This is a genomic window from Hyphomonas sp. UBA3195 (assembly GCF_002366485.1).
Lineage (GTDB): Bacteria > Pseudomonadota > Alphaproteobacteria > Caulobacterales > Hyphomonadaceae > Hyphomonas.
Genome location: NZ_DEXB01000050.1, coordinates 102099 through 119683 on the forward strand (window position 1 = coordinate 102099; position 17585 = coordinate 119683).

Consider the following 17585-nt stretch of genomic DNA (forward strand, 5'->3'; position numbering starts at 1 on the left):
ACCGGACGAGCCTAGCCGACCGACACCTCAGCGCCAAGGTCCAGCCAAAGGATCAATGCGGTGGCAGCGGCCAGCAGCAGGATCGAAAGTCCCGCATTGATCCACACGGCCCGGTCGGCATTCTTCTGGTCTATCCAGGCACGCGGCCGGATCTTCCGCAGCCGGAACACGATCAAGGCCGCCAGAACCAGGGCCACCACATTCAGAGACAGGAGCAAGCCTGCCCGCAATGCCAAAGTCCAGTGACCTGCTCCCACAAAAAGACCCAGCGCCGCACCCGGCGGCAGCAAGGCAGCGGCAACCATCACGCCGACCAAAGCCGAGGCCTGCCCGCGCGTCAAGGACAGGGCCGCCGCACCACCAGCCGCCATGGCAAGAGCCAGCCCGTCCAGACGCACTTCAGCGCGTGACATCAGCTCCCGGCTTTGCAGGTCAATCTGGAGGACAAACGACAATAGCCATGCACAGACAAGCGCGATCGCGATTCCGGACCCCAGCGTGATCGAGGCCCGCTTCAGCAGTTTGAAATCGCCCAGCGCAGCGCCCATCGAAAAGCCAAGTACAGGCCCCAACAGAGGCGCGATCACCATGGCGCCGATCACAGCGGCGATGCCGTCAGAGTTCAGGCCAATCGCCGCCACAATGGTCGACAGCACGACCATGATGATGAAATCCCGGTCCAGCCGCGCGCCCGTGGAGACATCGGAATAGATCTCTTCCCGCGTCGCCTGAACCCGTTTGTCGGCCTTCTGGTCCGTCGCCTCTTCAATGTTTGGCGCAGTCGCCTCCACCGGAAGCACGGTGATCCGGAAATCATCGCACGTATCCAGCGCGGTCTGGATATTGTCGATCAGTGACTGGCCACTGCCTTCCCGCATGAAGACAGAGATCAGCTTGCGATCCTTGCGCTCAGTATCCTGAACATAATAATCGATCGGGTCGGCCGCTTTCACCGCCCGGATTACGGTATCGTAGCGTTCGTCATTCGGCAGGTGAACTTCCAACAGGCGCATGATTATCTACCCGCGATTCAAGCGTGCGATCAGGCTGGACGTGTCCCAGCGCTGGCCACCCATGGCCTGAACATCTGCGTAATACTGGTCGACCGTCGCCGTCAGCGGCAGGCTCGCCCCATTCTCCCGCGCGGCTTCCAAAGTGATACGCAAATCCTTGCGCATCCAATCGACCGCGAAGCCGTGTTCGAAGTGGCCTTCGACCATTGTTTTCCAGCGGTTCTCCATTTGCCAGCTCTGGGCGGCCCCGCCGCTGATCGCTGCGATCACTTTCTCCGCGTCGAGCCCGGCCTTCTCGGCAAAGTGCAGGCCCTCCGACAAGCCCTGGACGATGCCGGCAATACATATCTGGTTGACCGACTTGGCCAGCTGGCCCGCGCCACTCTCACCGATCAGCGTCATATTCTTGCCGTAGGCCGCCATCACCGGTTCGGCAGAATTGAATGCCTTCTCTTCGCCGCCACACATGATGGTCAGCTTGCCATTGACCGCACCGGCCTCGCCGCCACTGATTGGCGCATCCACAAAGCGCGCGCCTTTCACACGGCAGCGCTCATCCAGTTCGCGCGCAAGATCCGCTGACGCCGTTGTATGGTCTACCACGATCATGCCCGCGCCGAGGCTGGGCTCCAACTGGTCGAAGACGGCAAGAACATCCGGATCATCGCCCAGGCACAGGAAAACATATTCAGCGCCGAAAGCTGCGGCCGCCGGGTCCTTTGCGACCTCGCCCTTGTGCTGGGCGGTCCAATCCAGGCTCTTGGCCTCTGTCCGGTTCCAGACAGTCACTTGATGGCCCTTGGCCGCCAGATGCCCCGCCATATGGAAGCCCATCACCCCCAAGCCAAGAAACGCCGTTTTCGCCATGCCAGATCTCCGTGTGTCCTGCGGACCCAATTAGATTGAATTTCAGGGAAATCACACCCTTTGTTCTCAACGCCCATAAACCAAGCCCTGCTACAAACCGGGTTCCTGTCAGAATGAAGGAACACGAAGCGCATGGCGATTGCCACCACTCATACGCAACGCTTTCCGGGCAGAAGGCCCGCTGCGCCCCGTCGCAAGATGGGGACATGGAAGATGGCTTATGCCGACTTCCTGACCGCGCTGATGGCCTTTTTCCTTATGCTCTGGCTGGTCAGTGGCGTCTCCCCGGATTCGCGGAGCATGATCGCCGACTACTTCACAGGCAAAGACACGGCCGCCGCAAACGGTCCGCTGGTGGAAATTCGCCAGTCCGAGACGTTTCGCCTTTACGAGACGCTGCGAACAGACGAGTCGCTCGCTGCCGCCGGAAACAATCTGCAACTGATTCAGGCACCAGACGGCATTCGTCTCAACCTGGTTGATACCGATGCCCGCCCCTTGTTTGCCAGCGAAAGCGGCGCCCTGACCGAAGCGGGCGAAGCGCTGACCCTTCAGCTTGGCCAGGCCATTTCTGGCCTTGCAGGGCCAATCACCATTGAGGGCCACACGGACGCATTTCCCTCGCTGGACGCGAATCGCACCAATTGGGACATCTCTTCGGAGCGCGCGAATGCTGCGCGGCGCATCCTCGTCTCGGCAGGCGTTTCCACTGATCGTGTACGCGCCGTAACAGGGTTGGCCGACACCAGACCTCTCAATCCGGGTGAACCGCACTTGTCAGCCAATCGCCGGATAAGCATATTGCTACATTCTGACGGCTAGTCGTTCTGGCGACGTGTCGGGGCGTGCTGATGAACCGGAGCCGTAATGCTATCTGAATTCGTCCAAACTTGGCCGATGTGGGCGAGCCTCGCCATCGTCTGCGCCGCGATCACGTTCTACATGCTCGACCGGTGGTCGATGGAGTTCGTGTCGGTTTGCGTGATGGCAGCCCTGCTGCTGGTTTTCATCATTCCCGGTGCACGCGGGGTCGACGGCGAAGCCATCAGCGCGGCAGACCTGTTGTCAGGCTTTGGCAACCCGGCCCTCATCACCATCATGGCATTGCTCGTGGTCGGCCAGGGACTGTTCCAGACCGGAGCGCTGGAAGGGCCGACCAAGGCCTTGCTCGCGGGATATGACAAGCGGCCCGTCTCAACTCTGATTCTGGCCTTCCTTGCGGTCTTCGTGACCAGCGCATTCGTCAACAACACGCCCATCGTCATCATGTTCCTGCCCGTGATGACCGCCATCGCCATGCGTATGAACGCGCCGCAGTCGCGCCTGATGATGCCGCTTAGCTTTGCGTCGATCTTCGCCGGCATGACCACGCTGATCGGTACATCGACAAACCTGCTGGCGGCCGAATCCTATGACCGGATCACCGGCCAGCAACTCGGTTTCTTCGACCAGACCCCTATGGGCCTGATCCTTGCGGCCGCCGGCCTGCTCTACATCCTGATCTTTTCCAAATTCCTTTTGCCGAACCGGCGCGGTCTTTCCGATGACATCGTCCAGCCCTCCGGCAAACAATTCGTCGCTCAGATCGAAGTGACACATGGCCATTTCCTGCTTGGCAAGAAGCCAGTCGCAGGCATGTTCGCTGACCTGCCCGACATGACCGTCCGCATGATCCAGCGTGGCGAACGGGCGATCCTGCCGCCCTATGAGGATATCAGCCTGCAAGTTGGAGATCTGGTCATCATTGCCGCGACACGCGCCGCGCTCCAGAACGTGCTGGCGCGCCAACCGGATTTCCTGCAGCAGGTCTGGCAGGCGTCAGGCGCTGACCTTGAGGATTTCTCGCGCCCCGGCTCGCTGGCCCTCACCGAGGCCGTCATCGCCCCCGGCTCGCGCATGGTGGGCCGGACGGTCGAAATGCTCGGCTTTCGCCGCCTGACCCGCGCCGTGACGCTTGGTATCCAGCGCCGCAGCCGAATGATTCGGACGAAGCTTGGCGAAATCCGGCTGGAATCCGGTGATACGCTGCTTTTGTGTGGCCCGGTCGAAGCGTTTCGTGAGCTGCGCTCAAGCCGCGATCTGATCCTTCTGGAATGGTCCCAAACCGAAATCCCGCTCACGACCAAAGCGCTGGCAGCGCGCGTGATTGCCATCTCCATGGTGATCCTCGCGGCGACGGGCTTTGTGTCGATCCTGCACGCATCCGTTCTGGCCGCCGTCGCCATGCTGATCGCGGGCTGCCTGAACACACGCCAAGCCAGCCGGGCACTCGATCTGCGCATTTTTCTCGTGATTGGTGCGGCGCTGGCCATGGGCATGGCCCTGGAAAAGACCGGCGCGGCTGACCTGATCGCCCATTCGGTCGTCAATCTGGCTTCGCCCTATGGCACGCTGGCCGTCCTGTCGGCGATCTTTCTCGCGGTCGCCTTGCTGACCAATCTCCTGTCCAATGCGGCGACAGCCATCCTGTTTTCGCCAATCGCCTTGTCAGCCGCCGCGGAGCTGAAGGTCGAAGACCCGTTACCCTTCCTGCTGGCGGTTATTTATGGCGCCAATTGCTGCTTCGCGACGCCGATTGCGTACCAGACCAACATGCTGGTCATGGGTCCCGGGCACTACAAGTTCGGGGACTTCATGAAGTTTGGCGGGCCGTTGGTGATCATACTTTGGGTCGTCTTTACCATATTCGCCCCTTGGCGGTTCGATTTGTAAGTGTATCGTCGCACTTATGAAGTTCACTGACTCCCAGATCCTGCCCCCGGGGCTCGAGCGCTCGCTTCGGTTCTACGTGACCAATCCGAGCCCTTGCCCCTATCTGCCGGGCAAGAAAGAGCGGAAAGCGTTCACCAATCTGGCCATCGGGGAAGCAGATCTCGTCCACAACTCCTTGAGCCAGGCCGGGTTTCGGCGCAGTCAGACGATCGCATATCGCCCGGCTTGCCCGCGCTGCAATGCCTGTCGCAGCGTGCGCGTACCGACGCGGGATTTCGAACTGTCGCGCAATGACCGGCGCACCCTGAACCGCAATGCCTCTCTGATCCGCCGCCCGGTCGAGGCCCAGCCGAGCCGCGAGCAATACCGGCTGCTGAAATCCTATGTGAAAACCCGTCATGACGGTGCCGGCATGTCCGACATGTCTTATCGGGATTACAGCGCCATGGTTGGCGGCAGCCCGGTGCAAAGCCTGATCTTCGAATATCGCGATGGCGTGGAAGAGGACGCGCCTCTGGTCGCCGCCTCGATCACAGATGTGCTCCGGGATGGCTTTTCGATGGTCTACACGTTCTTTGATCCGGAGCTGACCTCGAGGGGACTCGGCCATTACCTCATCCTCGATCACATTTTGCACGCGCAGGATCTGGGCCTGCCGCACGTGTATCTTGGCTACTGGGTGAAGGGCAGCCAGAAGATGGACTACAAGCGGCGCTACAAGCCGCTCGAAGTGCTTGATGGCGACGTGTGGCGTCCGCTGGGCGACGATGAATGACACGGTTTAGCCTTTAGCCCGGCCAAGACCGGGGAGGCATGGGGAGATAGATGATCCATAGACGCAACCTGCTGGGTGCAGGCGCACTCGGCCTTGCCGGCGCTGCTGCTGCTTTTGCCAATCCCGAAAAGGCGGCCGATCTCGCTGCGCCTGCAATTGCGCGCAATCGACGCCGATTCAACATGGTCACCACCTGGCCCAAGGGCCTGCCGGGGCTTGGCGAAGCGGCCGAGCGCGTTGCCCAGCGCATCCAGCAAATGTCCGAAGGCCTAATGGAAGTGAAGGTCTATGCGGCCGGCGAACTCGTCCCGCCTTTTGAGTGCTTCGATGCCGTCTCGAATGGCTCGGCCGATATGTATCATGGCGCCGAATACTACTGGACGGCCAAGTCCAGCGCCTATCCGTTTTTCACCGCTGTTCCCTTCGGTATGACCGCACAGGAACTTATGGGCTGGATTGATTTCGGCGGCGGCCAGAAATTATGGGATGAATTGTCAGCCCAGTTCGGAATCAAATCCATCCAGGCCGCAAATACCGGCCATCAGATGGGCGGCTGGTTCCGCAAGGAAATCAACACGCTGGATGATCTTGTCGGACTCAAGATGCGCATTCCGGGTCAGGGCGGCGACGTACTGCGTGCACTGGGCGGCTCCTCGGTCGCACTGCCGGGCGGGGAAATCTATCAATCCCTGCAAACCGGAGCGATCGACGCGACGGAATGGGTTGGCCCCTGGAACGACTATTATCTCGGCTTTCACCGCGAGGCGCCATATTACTACGGACCCGGTTTCCACGAACCGGGCGCAAGTCTCGCAGTTGGCATGAACCTCCGCGTCTGGGACGGTCTCACGCCTGGCGAACAACAGATCATCAAGGCCGCCTGCGAGAGCGTGAATCACACATCGCTTGGCGAGTTCACCTACCAGAATGCGGTCCATCTGGACCTGCTTAAACGCGAACATGGCGTCCAGATGCGCAGCTTTCCAGACGAAGTCGTCAGCCGTATGGCCGAAGCCGCCTGGGATGTCCGCGCGGCCTCCGGAAGGGATGGGATCGAGAAGCGTATCTATGAGAGTTTCGAGGCAGGCTTGAAGTTGATGCGTGGCTGGGCCGACGTGTCCGAAGGGCCGTATTACGCCGCCCGCAATTCGAACAAATAGGCCGGGGGGCGGGCTGGGTATGTCTCCGGAGATCTTCCTCACGCTTGGCGGGGCATTGAAATGGCTGGGGCTTGCCCTGTCACCGTTGCTCTTGCTGCCACTGATCGTCACGATCTGGCCAGACCCAGTCGAGCGGATCGCCAAATGGTTGAGCGCGCGCATTGATGCGGTCTCTGGCTGGGCGCTTGGCGGCGCGATCGCCGGCGCGATCATTCTTGTGGGCGCGCAATTGCTGGTTGTGCTGCTGCGCTATGCCTTTGGCCTCTCATTCACCTGGTTGAACGAGATCGTGATCTATGCCTTCGCCGCCATGTTCATGCTCGGCTCGGCCTCAGCTCTTCGAGACGATGCGCATGTGCGGGTCGATATTCTCAGGCCCCGCTTTGGCGCGCGCAGGCGCAACTGGATCGAATTGGCGGGCATATATCTGTTCCTCTTCCCCATCTGCATCCGCCTGCTGGCGATGACCGAACAAGGCCTTGCCCGCAGTTGGGCACTGTTCGAAGGCTCGCGGGAATCCGATGGCTTGCCCCTGCTCTTCCTGTTCAAGACGCTGTTGCCAGCCTTTGCCGTGCTGATGCTGGTTCAGGGCTTGTCAGAAGCGCTGAAAGCCGCTCTGCGCCTGACCGGAAAGCTGGATGATGTAGCCGAGGAAGAGCCCCATGGAGGCGTCCATGGAACTTGAAGTCATCCTGGCCCTCTCCATGTTCGTCTGCGCCATTCTCGCACTATTGGCAGGGTATCAGGTCGCGCTGACGCTTGGCGGCATAGCGTTGCTGTTCGCGCTGGTCGGAATTGGTCTTGGCGTGTTCGACGAGGCATTCTTGCGCAATCTGCCAAGCCGCATAATGGGCGGCTCGATCATGCAGAACCAGACCCTGATTGCGGTTCCACTTTTTGTGTTGATGGGCGTTATCCTTGAGCGCTCGCGTGTCGCGGAAGACCTGCTCCATATTGCCAGCCGCCTGTTGGGGAAAGTGCGCGGCGGGCTCGGCTATGCCGTGGTGCTGGTGGGCGCCTTGCTGGCGGCATCCACAGGCATTGTCGGCGCGACGGTCATCACCATGACGCTGATTGCCCTGCCCACCATGATCCGGCAGGGCTACGACCCGCGTCTCGCCACCGGCACGATTGCCGCCTCAGGCACGCTGGGCCAGATCATCCCGCCTTCCATTGTGCTCATCCTGCTGGCCGATGCGATTTCGAACGCCGCCAGCCAAGCGAGTCAGGCCACTGGCTCTGCCGGTTCTTTTGTCGTGTCGGTCGGAGACCTGTTCGCCGGCGCGCTGATTCCGGGCTTCCTGCTGGTGGGCCTCTATCTCGGCTGGATCGCACTGACCGCCATTCGCCACCCGGAGCGCTGCCCGCCGGTACAGGATGATGACAGTCCGCCGCTAACCACGAAGGAAGTTGCTTTTGGGCTCGGCGCGCCGCTCCTGTTGATTGTGGCCGTGCTCGGCGCCATCCTTGGCGGGGTGGCTCCACCCACCGAAGCCGCCGCCATTGGCGTGGCTGGTGCCGTCCTGCTCGCAGGCCTGCGCCTTGCCGATGACGATCATGAGCGCCGCATCACATGGCTGCTCATGGCGGGCCTCGGCAGTGTCATCGCGATCATCCTGCTCCGGAACCTGTTTGATCTGCGCACCGGCGTGGCCACGATTGGTCGCGCAAACGAGATCGGCATCCTTCTGACGATCCTCGCCTCGGTGGTGTTCTTTGCCGGGGTCGCAACCGGGCTCGTCGTGTTGCGCCGGATGCGCCAGCTGATACCGGCCCTGAAAAGCGCGACGCAGATCACCAGCATGGTGTTCCTGATCCTGATCGGCGCGTCGCTGTTCAGCCTCGTCTTCCGCGGCTATGGCGGCGATGACATCGTGGCCGACATCCTACACTCAATGCCGGGCGGTAAATGGGGCGCGCTGGTCATGACCATGATCGTCATGTTCGTCCTGGGGTTCTTCCTCGACTTCATCGAGATCGTCTTCGTGGTCGTGCCGCTGGTCGCGCCACCGCTGATTATCCTCGGCTTTGATCCTGTCTGGTTGGCCATCCTGATGGCGCTGAACCTGCAAACCAGCTTCCTGACGCCGCCTTTTGGCTTTGCCCTGTTCTATCTGCGCGGCGCGGCCCCGGCGAGCATCAAGACCCTGCAGATATGGCAGGGCGCGGTGCCCTTCATCATGCTACAGCTTTTGTTGATAGGGCTGGTTGCCGCAATTCCCGCCTTGGCAACCTGGTTGCCGGCGGCTATCGCCCGATAGTATGGGACAAGACATTGATCCGTTCCGCGCGATTTCGGTCAGCAAGCGCGCACATGATTTGAAGACCGAGGGCCGCCGCATCCTGCATATGGAGTTCGGCCAACCCTCAACACCTGCGCCCAGAGGCGCGATTGCGCGAGCCCATGAAGTGCTCGACACAGACCCTATGGGGTATTGGGAAAGCCGTCCGCTCAAGGAACGCATTTGCCAACACTACAAGAATGAGTATGGTGTCGACCTGACGCCGGGGCGGGTGACGCTGACCTGCGGCGCCTCGCCCGCGCTCGTACTGGCGCTGTCAACGGCATTCAATCCAGGTGACCGGATCGCCCTCGCACGCCCCGGCTATGTGGCCTATCGCAACACATTGCGCGCGCTCAATCTCGACCCCGTGGAGATCGCTTGCGGCGCGGACGTGCGCTACCAGCTGACGGCCGACGCGCTGGACGCCCTCAACCCGGTCCCAGCAGGCGTCATCATCGCAAGCCCCGCCAATCCAACCGGCACAATCATTCCCGAGGATGACGTTGCGGCTATCGCCGCCGTCGCCAACGCGAAAAACATCCGCATCATCTCAGACGAAATCTATCATGGCCTCAGCTACGGGCCGGACATCCGCTCCATGCTGGAATTTGATCCGGATGCGTACATCGTAAACTCGTTTTCCAAATACTTCTCCATGCCAGCTTGGCGACTGGGCTGGCTGGTCTCGCCCAGGGATGGTGCCGCGCGGACCAGCGCCTATGTCGGAAACCTGTTTCTGACGCCGCCATCCCTGTCCCAGCATGCTGGCCTCGTGGCGATGGACAGCGCGGAGGAACTGGACGGCCATGTCGAGGTCTACCGCCGCAATCGCGAATTGATGCTTGAAGCCCTGCCGCGCCTCGGGCTTGAAAAGATCGCGCCGCCGGATGGAGCGTTCTACATCTATGCCGACATATCGAAGTATACCGATGACAGCCTGGCCTTCTGCCTGAAACTGCTCGAAGATACCGGCATTGCCACAGCCCCCGGTGTCGATTTCGATCCGGTTGAAGGCCATCGCTTCATGCGGTTTTCATTTGCGCTGTCGACAGCACAGATCGAAGAAGCGCTCAGCCTGCTGGAGCCATGGTTCGCGGCTCAGCCGCAATCATAGTCGGCCACGGCGCCGCCATCTGCGCTGCGCTCCAGAGACACGAAATTGCAGCCCTCCGGCGCTGCAGCCCTGGCGGCCTCGACCAGCGCATCTTCGGTCGGCGCTTCGGCCACGCCGAATGTGCCATCAGTCTTGACCGAGAATTTGAGTTTGAAGCCCTGACCCTCGGCCGGTGAGGCAAAGAAGCTGTAGCCGCCCCCCGCCACGGTGCGATCCGGCAGGCCGCTCCAGGTGGATGCACTCCACCCGGCAGAATTTGAGGCGCAAGCCCCAAGGACAAGCGCCGCACTGATCGTAAGATATTTCATGGTCCCACCTCCTGATCCGGAGGCAGCAGTATAGCCTAGAACTTGACTTCTGGCACCGTGGACAAGGCTTCTCGTCCTTCGACACCGACATCGAAGAATTCGCGACCTTCGAAATTGAACATGCCCGCCACAATGGATCCGGGGAATTGTTCGCGGGACGTGTTGTAGTCCTGAACAGCCGAATTGTAGAAGCGGCGCGCGGCGGCGAGCTTGTCTTCGATGGAAGACAGTTCCGACTGAAGTTCAAGGAAGTTCGTGTTCGCCTTGAGGTCCGGATAGGCTTCGGCGAGCGCGAACAGCTTGCCGAGCGATGCGGTCAGCATGCCTTCGGCCGCGGACATTTCCCCCGGTGTGCTCGCGCTTTGTGCGGCATTCCGCGCCGAAATGACGGCATCCAGAGTTTCCTTCTCATGGCTCGCATAGCCCTTCACGGTCTCCACGAGATTCGGGATCAGGTTTTGACGCTGTTTCAGCTGGACATCCACGTCCGCGAAGGCCTGATTGACCCTCTGACGCTTCATCACAAGGCCGTTGTAGATCAGAATGACAAAGCCAGCGATCGCGACGATTGCGGCCAGAACTACTAGAATGGGGCTCATCGGGCGTCCCTCCATAAGAACCAGATTTAAAAGGGGTATCCGGGCCCGGCGCAGAGTGCAAGGGACGCTGCGACGCTCACGCGACCGTTTCAGTTTCCAGATCAGTTTTCAGGCGGTCCAGCAGGGCGACCGCACCAGAAGCATAGCGCCCGATCCAGCGCTCATGAATATGTTTGATCGGCAAGGCATTGAGATAATTCCAGCGCTGGCGACCAACCCGACGCACGAGCACAAGGTCAGCTTCTTCCAGCACTCCCAGATGCTGCATCACCGTGCACCGGTTGAGCTGGCTGAACTGCGCGCAGAGGTCACCCGTCGTCTGAGGTGCATCTTTCAGCGCATCCATCATGCTTCGCCGGACCGGCGCGGCCAGCGCCCTGAAAATCAGGTCAGTTTTATCATCGCTTGACATGTTGTCTTTTTATAACATTAACTTGGATCTGGCAAGCGATAGCGGGAGGCTACGATGAACCTGAAATTCGAAGTAAGCGGGCGTATCAATCGCCCTGTCGAGGACGTGTTCGAGGCCGTCGCAGACCCCAAACAGCTATCTGGCTATTTCACTACTGGCGGTGCGAAAGGCCGACTGGAGGCTGGCGCGACGGTCATATGGGATTTCCACGACTTTCCCGGTGCCTTCCCCGTCAATGTGGTAGACGTGGAGGAAAACAAACGCATCGTCCTGGAATGGGATGGCGATGGAACAGATGGCGCCAAAACAACCGTCACCATTCGGTTCGAACCGACCGAGGATGGCCGCACCATCGTCTCCATTTCAGAAGAGGGGTGGCCGTCAACGGATCAGGGCCTGTCGAATTCCTACGGCAATTGCATGGGCTGGTCACAAATGATTTGCGCCATGAAAGCCTGGCTCGAGCATGGCATCAACCTGCGCGACGGCATGTATACATAGCGCCTCCGATCTGATCTGCGTCAAGCCGGAGGCTTGACCCCCATGCCGATTTGTCGCCTGATTTCCCGGAACCAGGAGATGATCATGGCCTCACCCTTTCCGCTCGGCGAGCATCATTACAGCCACCGCATCGGCTGGCTGCGCGCCACGGTGCTTGGCGCGAATGACGGAATACTGTCGACCGCCAGCCTGATGATCGGCGTTGCGTCCGCTGCAGCCTCCACCGGCGCGATCCTGACCGCAGGCCTTGCAGGCTTGGTGGCGGGTGCGATGTCGATGGCAGCAGGGGAGTATGTTTCTGTCTCGTCGCAGGCTGACACTGAACAAGCCGACCTCGAGATCGAGCGCGCAGCGCTGCGGGACCATCCCGAAGCCGAACTGGTTGAACTTGCGCACATCTACATGAATCGCGGTGTCGAAAAGGACACCGCTTATGAGGTCGCGCGGCAGTTGACCGAAAAGGATGCGCTGGAAGCCCATGCGAGAGACGAGCTTGGCATCAACGAAATTGTAGCAGCGCGGCCCATTCAGGCAGCTGTCAGTTCTGCGCTCAGCTTTTCCGTAGGCGCGGTCCTGCCTCTGTTGGCAGCCGTGTTCTCACCGGCGGATCTGGTCACACCTGTTGTGGCGGGCGTGTCCCTGCTGGCGCTGGTCCTGCTTGGTATGGCTTCGGCCAAGGCGGGCGGCGCGGGCAAGTTCAAAGCCATTGTGAGAATCGTATTCTGGGGGGCTGCTGCCATGCTTGTCACCGGCTTGATCGGTGCAGCCTTCGGTACGGTCGTTTAGAAATTCGCGGGCTTCTTCCCAACGGCCCGTCTTTACAAATTCTTTCAAATCTTTAGCTGCTAGTGAGGGGAGGCGCAGACAGTAATGCATAGAAGATGCTCATGACGGATTCAGGCCAACTCGCACGCATGATTTCAGACGCCCGCCGGGTGATGGTATTCACCGGAGCTGGCATCTCCACCGAGAGCGGCATTCCGGATTTCCGAAGCCCTGGTGGCGTTTGGAGCAAAATGTCCCCGATCTATTTCCAGGATTTCGTCGCCTCACGCGATGCGCGCCGGGAATCCTGGCGGCGCGTATTCAGTCGCGCCGAAGGTTGGACCGGTGCCAAACCGAATGTGGGCCACTATGCCATCGCCGATCTGGTGAAGCGCGGGAAGGTTAGCTCCGTAGTCACACAGAATGTGGACAACCTGCATCAGGATTCCGGCGTGCCAGACGATCAGGTCATCGAAATACATGGCAATGCGAGCTATGCCAAATGCCTGCAATGCGGAAAGCGCTACGAATTCGAGACGCTGAAGCCTCGCTGGGAACAAGACGAGGATCTGACCTGTATCTTCTGCACGGGCCTGCTTAAGAATGCGACCATCTCGTTCGGCCAATCGATGCCCGAAGACAAGATGCTGCGAGCCAGCGAGGAAGCGTTACTCTGCGACCTTGTGATCGTGCTCGGTTCGTCACTTGTGGTTTACCCGGCCTCGGCCATTCCGATGGAAGCCAAGCGCAACGGCGCGCGCATGGTGATCGTCAATCGTGAACCGACCGATCAGGACCCGTTCGCCGATCTCGTCCTTCATACCGAGATCGGCTCGCTAATGACGGACACAATGGCCTTGCTCGACCGGTAAGACATCTGCCCACGGTGTTTCCTTTCGGCCAAAATGGAATTTCAGCCACCCCGTCAACTCAATCGAAACTCTAGATTGCTATAGATCCAGAAGAAACCTTCATGGTGGGAGGCCTGGAATGCGCAATACTGTGCTGGCAACAACCCTTCTTTTCGCATCCGCATGCGGCAATGCGGGCGGTACATCCATTGAGGCCTCCACACCGCTTGTCATCGCGGAGGGGCAGGCCCCGGTCACCTATGGACAGGTCACAACAGGCACGCCCTCGCTGAGCCCATCAATCCTTCCCGCCCAGCCGGAGGCCGTGCGCACAAATGCATCCTGTCGGACTCCTAAGGCCGGCAACAATGCGCGTGCGGCCTATGTCTACACGTATGGTGGCGGGGTCCGGACGCCGCTGCACCATATCAACCGAAAGGACACGCCAGAAGCGATTGCCGAGCGCAAAGCCATGATCCGGGAGAGGACAAAAAACGCCAAGACGGCCGTGCAGCGCGAAGCGCTCGGTATGGCTATCGGAAGTGCGGTAAACAACGCCCGCCAGATCGACGTCCTTGTGACGGAGACCGATACCCCGGTTTTCCTGTACCTCACATCCTATGACTCCGTTCTCTGGAACATTCAGCGCGCCCCCGGTGTGGAAATCGACGGTGTGGTCATCAACTCCTATGAAGCGGGTGCCATTGCCAATGGAGTGGATGCTTCGCGAACGGGGATCATCTCCTTCGACAATTCTCCAACCAGGAAATGTTACGTCTCAGCTCCGGGCCGCGTTATCCCGGTTGAGGATCGGGTCGCGTCAGCCCGGAAACTCAATCCGAACGTGGACCTCAGCCGGTACAAGAAACAATGGCAACAGGAGTACCGCGACGCGAAACGGTTTTACGGTCAGGATATCAAGAAGCTGACCGGCAAGCGACCGGAGTGGATTCTGGACAATGCGAGGGATGGCGAGTTCAACGCTGTACTGGTTGGCCCGAAACCTGCGACGCCGTTCGAGGCCCAACCGGTGACAAAGCTTCAGGTTCCCTCCCACATCACCCCATTTTGGGGTAGTCAAAAGGATGCCTACAAGGCTTTCGGGCTGGACCCGTCAGCCTAACCGCTGAACGTGCCGCCGCGTGGGAAGCCCTTCGGTACGGCCTTGCCAGCCTGTGAGCGTTTGCCGATCCATTCTTCCCATTCCGGGAAGGCGCGGTGGCGACCGCCCGTCATGACAATCAGTCCGTCACGCTTGTCGAAGGTCATCAGGTCACGCAGCTTGAACTTGCCACTATAGGACTGCAGCTTGTTGCCCTTGCCGCGCGCCATCTCCGGCAACTCATCCAGAGGGAAAATCAACAGTTTCCGGTTCGATCCGACCACGGCCAGCATATCACCCTCAACCGGCACGCAGATGTTCAACTCGCCCTTACCGGTATTCACGGCCTGCTTGCCAGCCTTGCGGTTGGATTCCAGCTCTTTCTCTTCGACGACGAAACCATAGCCCTCGCTGGAAGCGACGACGCGTTTGCGGTCCGGCTCAAAGCGGAACATCGTGACAATGTCGACACTGTCTTCCAGATCAATGGACAGGCGGATCGGCTCGCCGTGTCCGCGTCCACCCGGCAGCTTGTCCGCCGGCAGCGTAAAGGCCCGTCCGTCGGATGCCATGAGGATAATCTTGTCCGTACTCATCACTTCTTCGGAAAGGTAGAGTTCGTCACCGTCCTTGAACTTGGCTGATTCCGGATCGAGCCCGTGCCCCTTCATGCCGCGAATCCAGCCCTGTTGGGACAGCACAATAGTCAGCGGCTCCTTCGGCAGTGTGGCTTCCAGAGCGGCTGCGAGATCCACTTCCGCCATTTCGCCAAACGTCGCGCGGCGGCGACCGAGTTCAGAGTCAGGGTCGAAGGCCTCGCGGGCTTCTTTCAGCTCCTTGGAAACCTTGCTCCATTGGCGGCGTGTTGAGCCGATCAGCTTGATCAGGTCTTCGCGCTCTGCGCTGAGCCGGTCATGCTCGCCGCGAATTTCCATCTCTTCCAGTTTGCGCAATGCCCGCAAACGAAGATTGAGGATGGCTTCAGCCTGAATGTCCGTCAGACCGTAGGTCGACATCAACACAGCCTTGGGCTCGTCCTCATACCGGATTATGCGGATCACCTCATCAATGTTGAGATAGGCGATCAAATAGCCATCAAGCAGGTGCAATCGCTTCTCGATCTTGTCGAGACGGAACTCGGCCCGGCGCACAACGACTTCGCGGCGATGATCGAGATAGGCCTGCAGCACATCCTTCAGGCCCATGACTTGGGGAGCGCCCTTGTGCAGCACGTTCATGTTCAGGCTGAAGCGAGTTTCAAGGTCACAGACCTTGTAGAGGCTCTCCATCAAGACTTCTGGCTCGACGGTTTTCGAGCGCGGGACCAAGACGAGTCGCACATCTTCGGCGCTCTCGTCGCGCACGTCGTCGAGCAGGGGCAGTTTCTTCGCTTCGATCAGCTCGCCCAGCTTTTCGAGCAGGCGCGACTTCTGAACCTGGTAGGGAATCTCGGTGACGATGATCTGATAAGTGCCACGACCAGTGTCTTCGACTTCCCAGCGCGCGCGCATACGGAAGCTGCCGCGACCGGTCTCATAGGCCTGAAGCATGGCTTCCTTGGTTTCGACGATGATGCCACCGGTCGGGAAGTCTGGTCCCTGGACGAAATCCATCAGTTCCGCCGTCGTCGCCTTGGGCTTTTCGATCAGCAGACGCGCCGCATCGATCAGCTCGGCAGCGTTGTGGGGCGGGATGGAGGTGGCCATGCCAACCGCGATGCCGGTCGCACCATTGGCGAGCAAGTTCGGGAATCCGGCTGGCAAGACAACCGGCTCTTCATCATTCTCGGCATAGTTGGCGCGAAAATCGACTGCGTTCTCGTTGAGGCCATCCAGCAACAGCTCGGCGGCAACCGTCATGCGCGCTTCGGTGTAACGATAGGCAGCGGCGCTATCGCCATCAATATTGCCGAAATTGCCCTGGCCATCGACCAGCGGATAGCGAACGGTGAAGTCCTGCGCGAGACGCACCAGCGTATCGTAGATCGAGCTGTCGCCATGCGGGTGGAAGTTACCCATCACGTCGCCAACGATCTTGGCGCATTTGCGATAGCCGCCCTCGGGGTCAAGCTTCAGGACGCGCATACCGTACAGGATACGGCGCTGGACGGGTTTCAGGCCGTCGCGCACATCAGGCAGCGCGCGGGACGTAATCGTCGACAGCGCGTAAGCGAGATAGCGCTTGGAAAGCGCCTCGCTCATCGGCTCGTTGATGATCCGGTCTTCCGGCGTCCCGTCAATCAAATCGGACATTCTGGCCTCTTTGCAGTTCGTGCCACATTCTGGTGCAGGCCCTTGATTAAAGTCAGCGACTCAAGGGCCGGAGCACGTTAACACAAACGTCGCTTTGGTTAAGGAAAGGAAAAGGGCGCAGCTGCTGATGAGTGCAATCCGGGCATGGATCCTGTTGATAAGCCTGCCGGCGCTGGTGTTGCTGGCCTTCTTCTGGCTGGCGCCTCCGCGCCACAATCCCTTTGCGCCGGTCGATTTGACCGAAATGCCCGGCATCGGGACATGGCACAAGCTGACCCGCACCAAGCGAAACCGCGAAGTGTGTTTTGCCGCGCTGGACGATGCGGGCGTGCTGTACACACCGCTGGAAGACCAGAAGCTGGACGGCGGTTGCGGGCTGACAAACGCCCTGACGCTGGACCAGACGCTGACGCCATATTCGGCGACGTTGCGCATGACGTGTGGTCAGGCGGCCGCGCTGTATTCCTGGGAACGCCATATTGCCCGCCCCGCAGCAATCGAGGTCCTTGGCTCGCCGATTGCGCGGATCGAGACCTATGGAAGCTTTTCCTGTCGCAACATCGCTGGCACACGACGAATGTCCCAGCACGGGCTGGGCAATGCGATTGATGTATCGGGTTTCCGCCTTGAGGATGGCCGTCTCATCAGCGTGAAAACGCATTGGGATGCAGGAGGGGCGGAGCAGAAATTCCTGCGGCGTCTTCACAAGGGTGCGTGCGATTTGTTCTCGGTGACGCTGGGGCCTGAATACAATGCCGCCCATGCCGATCATTTTCATCTCGACATGGGCGGGGGGAAAGTATGCCGGTGACTAGCGCCGCAATGGGCTAGTCAATGCATTTGAAGCCGTCTTCATTGACTTCCTTCAC

The 17585-nt window shown here is 60.0% G+C and carries 18 protein-coding genes; 12 read left to right on the top strand and 6 right to left on the bottom strand.

Features of this window, described 5'->3' with window-relative positions; genetic code table 11:
* Positions 1–11: 11 nt before the first annotated feature.
* Together B2344_RS15380 and B2344_RS15385 are read right to left on the bottom strand one after the other, a co-directional pair.
* Positions 12–1013, bottom strand: coding sequence for a TIGR00341 family protein (locus tag B2344_RS15380; protein WP_206992649.1), 1002 nt, complete (start codon positions 1011–1013; stop codon positions 12–14).
* A 6-nt stretch (positions 1014–1019) separates the two neighbouring features.
* Positions 1020–1880: an NAD(P)-dependent oxidoreductase gene (locus B2344_RS15385; protein WP_290485543.1), complete on the bottom strand. Its 861-nt coding sequence runs from the start codon at positions 1878–1880 to the stop codon at positions 1020–1022.
* A 198-nt stretch (positions 1881–2078) separates the two neighbouring features.
* Here B2344_RS15385 and B2344_RS15390 point away from each other — a divergent pair, with 198 nt between their 5' ends.
* Genes B2344_RS15390 through B2344_RS15420 form a run of 7 tightly spaced genes read left to right on the top strand, consistent with a single transcriptional unit; the run spans position 2079 to position 9926 of the window.
* Complete coding sequence (locus B2344_RS15390; RefSeq protein ID WP_290485548.1) at positions 2079–2702, top strand: flagellar motor protein MotB; 624 nt, start codon at positions 2079–2081, stop codon at positions 2700–2702.
* Between the two features lie 45 nt (positions 2703–2747).
* Positions 2748–4592, top strand: coding sequence for an SLC13 family permease (locus tag B2344_RS15395; RefSeq protein WP_034813979.1), 1845 nt, complete (start codon positions 2748–2750; stop codon positions 4590–4592).
* A gap of 16 nt (positions 4593–4608) precedes the next feature.
* Entirely contained in the window at positions 4609–5367 is a 759-nt protein-coding gene (locus B2344_RS15400) for an arginyltransferase (RefSeq protein ID WP_206992646.1), read from the top strand.
* Positions 5368–5417: 50 nt separating this feature from the next.
* The gene (locus tag B2344_RS15405; protein ID WP_290485544.1) at positions 5418–6527 is read left to right on the top strand and encodes a TRAP transporter substrate-binding protein; all 1110 of its coding nucleotides are present in this window, start codon (positions 5418–5420) and stop codon (positions 6525–6527) included.
* Positions 6528–6546: 19 nt separating this feature from the next.
* Positions 6547–7212, top strand: coding sequence for a TRAP transporter small permease subunit (locus B2344_RS15410; RefSeq protein ID WP_206992644.1), 666 nt, complete (start codon positions 6547–6549; stop codon positions 7210–7212).
* Positions 7202–8788 carry a TRAP transporter large permease gene (locus tag B2344_RS15415; protein ID WP_290485545.1) on the top strand — a complete coding sequence of 529 codons (1587 nt, stop codon included), beginning with the start codon at positions 7202–7204 and terminating at the stop codon, positions 8786–8788. Before B2344_RS15410 ends, B2344_RS15415 begins: the two co-directional genes overlap by 11 nt.
* 1 nt (position 8789) lies before the next feature.
* The gene (locus B2344_RS15420; protein WP_290485546.1) at positions 8790–9926 is read left to right on the top strand and encodes a pyridoxal phosphate-dependent aminotransferase; all 1137 of its coding nucleotides are present in this window, start codon (positions 8790–8792) and stop codon (positions 9924–9926) included.
* Here the strand turns inward: B2344_RS15420 and B2344_RS15425 are convergent.
* The 3 genes from B2344_RS15425 to B2344_RS15435 all read right to left on the bottom strand — a co-directional run bounded on the left by B2344_RS15425 (position 9911) and on the right by B2344_RS15435 (position 11245).
* Positions 9911–10234 (bottom strand): hypothetical protein, encoded by a 324-nt coding sequence (locus tag B2344_RS15425; RefSeq protein ID WP_290483731.1) that lies wholly within the window; start codon positions 10232–10234, stop codon positions 9911–9913. The two genes, B2344_RS15420 and B2344_RS15425, sit on opposite strands and share 16 nt — an antisense overlap.
* A gap of 35 nt (positions 10235–10269) precedes the next feature.
* Positions 10270–10833, bottom strand: coding sequence for a LemA family protein (locus B2344_RS15430; RefSeq protein ID WP_206992641.1), 564 nt, complete (start codon positions 10831–10833; stop codon positions 10270–10272).
* A 76-nt stretch (positions 10834–10909) separates the two neighbouring features.
* Positions 10910–11245: an ArsR/SmtB family transcription factor gene (locus tag B2344_RS15435; protein ID WP_290483730.1), complete on the bottom strand. Its 336-nt coding sequence runs from the start codon at positions 11243–11245 to the stop codon at positions 10910–10912.
* 54 nt (positions 11246–11299) lie between these two features.
* On the opposite strand from B2344_RS15435, the gene B2344_RS15440 reads away from it, so the two are divergent.
* The 4 genes from B2344_RS15440 to B2344_RS15455 all read left to right on the top strand — a co-directional run bounded on the left by B2344_RS15440 (position 11300) and on the right by B2344_RS15455 (position 14485).
* Complete coding sequence (locus B2344_RS15440; protein WP_290485547.1) at positions 11300–11746, top strand: SRPBCC family protein; 447 nt, start codon at positions 11300–11302, stop codon at positions 11744–11746.
* A 78-nt stretch (positions 11747–11824) separates the two neighbouring features.
* Complete coding sequence (locus B2344_RS15445) at positions 11825–12532, top strand: VIT1/CCC1 transporter family protein (protein ID WP_371822986.1); 708 nt, start codon at positions 11825–11827, stop codon at positions 12530–12532.
* 95 nt (positions 12533–12627) lie between these two features.
* Positions 12628–13383 carry an SIR2 family NAD-dependent protein deacylase gene (locus tag B2344_RS15450; protein WP_349677877.1) on the top strand — a complete coding sequence of 252 codons (756 nt, stop codon included), beginning with the start codon at positions 12628–12630 and terminating at the stop codon, positions 13381–13383.
* Between the two features lie 118 nt (positions 13384–13501).
* A complete protein-coding gene (locus B2344_RS15455; RefSeq protein ID WP_290478999.1) occupies positions 13502–14485 on the top strand; it encodes a hypothetical protein in 984 nt (327 codons plus the stop codon).
* Here B2344_RS15455 and parC read toward each other — a convergent pair.
* Positions 14482–16716, bottom strand: coding sequence for a DNA topoisomerase IV subunit A (gene parC / locus B2344_RS15460; protein WP_290483729.1), 2235 nt, complete (start codon positions 16714–16716; stop codon positions 14482–14484). The genes B2344_RS15455 and parC overlap by 4 nt on opposite strands.
* A gap of 127 nt (positions 16717–16843) precedes the next feature.
* Here parC and B2344_RS15465 point away from each other — a divergent pair, with 127 nt between their 5' ends.
* Positions 16844–17527 carry an extensin family protein gene (locus B2344_RS15465; protein WP_290483728.1) on the top strand — a complete coding sequence of 228 codons (684 nt, stop codon included), beginning with the start codon at positions 16844–16846 and terminating at the stop codon, positions 17525–17527.
* The last annotated feature ends 58 nt before the right edge of the window (positions 17528–17585 follow it).

Excerpts from the sequence above, each read along its gene's own strand:
- B2344_RS15380 (WP_206992649.1), bottom strand. The coding sequence starts at position 1,013 with ATGCGCCTGTTGGAAGTTCACCTGCCGAATGACGAACGCTACGATACC.
- B2344_RS15385 (WP_290485543.1), bottom strand. The coding sequence starts at position 1,880 with ATGGCGAAAACGGCGTTTCTTGGCTTGGGGGTGATGGGCTTCCATATG.
- B2344_RS15390 (WP_290485548.1), top strand. The coding sequence starts at position 2,079 with ATGGGGACATGGAAGATGGCTTATGCCGACTTCCTGACCGCGCTGATG.
- B2344_RS15395 (WP_034813979.1), top strand. The coding sequence starts at position 2,748 with ATGCTATCTGAATTCGTCCAAACTTGGCCGATGTGGGCGAGCCTCGCC.
- B2344_RS15400 (WP_206992646.1), top strand. The coding sequence starts at position 4,609 with ATGAAGTTCACTGACTCCCAGATCCTGCCCCCGGGGCTCGAGCGCTCG.
- B2344_RS15405 (WP_290485544.1), top strand. The coding sequence starts at position 5,418 with ATGATCCATAGACGCAACCTGCTGGGTGCAGGCGCACTCGGCCTTGCC.
- B2344_RS15410 (WP_206992644.1), top strand. The coding sequence starts at position 6,547 with ATGTCTCCGGAGATCTTCCTCACGCTTGGCGGGGCATTGAAATGGCTG.
- B2344_RS15415 (WP_290485545.1), top strand. The coding sequence starts at position 7,202 with ATGGAACTTGAAGTCATCCTGGCCCTCTCCATGTTCGTCTGCGCCATT.
- B2344_RS15420 (WP_290485546.1), top strand. The coding sequence starts at position 8,790 with ATGGGACAAGACATTGATCCGTTCCGCGCGATTTCGGTCAGCAAGCGC.
- B2344_RS15425 (WP_290483731.1), bottom strand. The coding sequence starts at position 10,234 with ATGAAATATCTTACGATCAGTGCGGCGCTTGTCCTTGGGGCTTGCGCC.
- B2344_RS15430 (WP_206992641.1), bottom strand. The coding sequence starts at position 10,833 with ATGAGCCCCATTCTAGTAGTTCTGGCCGCAATCGTCGCGATCGCTGGC.
- B2344_RS15435 (WP_290483730.1), bottom strand. The coding sequence starts at position 11,245 with ATGTCAAGCGATGATAAAACTGACCTGATTTTCAGGGCGCTGGCCGCG.
- B2344_RS15440 (WP_290485547.1), top strand. The coding sequence starts at position 11,300 with ATGAACCTGAAATTCGAAGTAAGCGGGCGTATCAATCGCCCTGTCGAG.
- B2344_RS15445 (WP_371822986.1), top strand. The coding sequence starts at position 11,825 with ATGATCATGGCCTCACCCTTTCCGCTCGGCGAGCATCATTACAGCCAC.
- B2344_RS15450 (WP_349677877.1), top strand. The coding sequence starts at position 12,628 with ATGCTCATGACGGATTCAGGCCAACTCGCACGCATGATTTCAGACGCC.
- B2344_RS15455 (WP_290478999.1), top strand. The coding sequence starts at position 13,502 with ATGCGCAATACTGTGCTGGCAACAACCCTTCTTTTCGCATCCGCATGC.
- parC (WP_290483729.1), bottom strand. The coding sequence starts at position 16,716 with ATGTCCGATTTGATTGACGGGACGCCGGAAGACCGGATCATCAACGAG.
- B2344_RS15465 (WP_290483728.1), top strand. The coding sequence starts at position 16,844 with ATGAGTGCAATCCGGGCATGGATCCTGTTGATAAGCCTGCCGGCGCTG.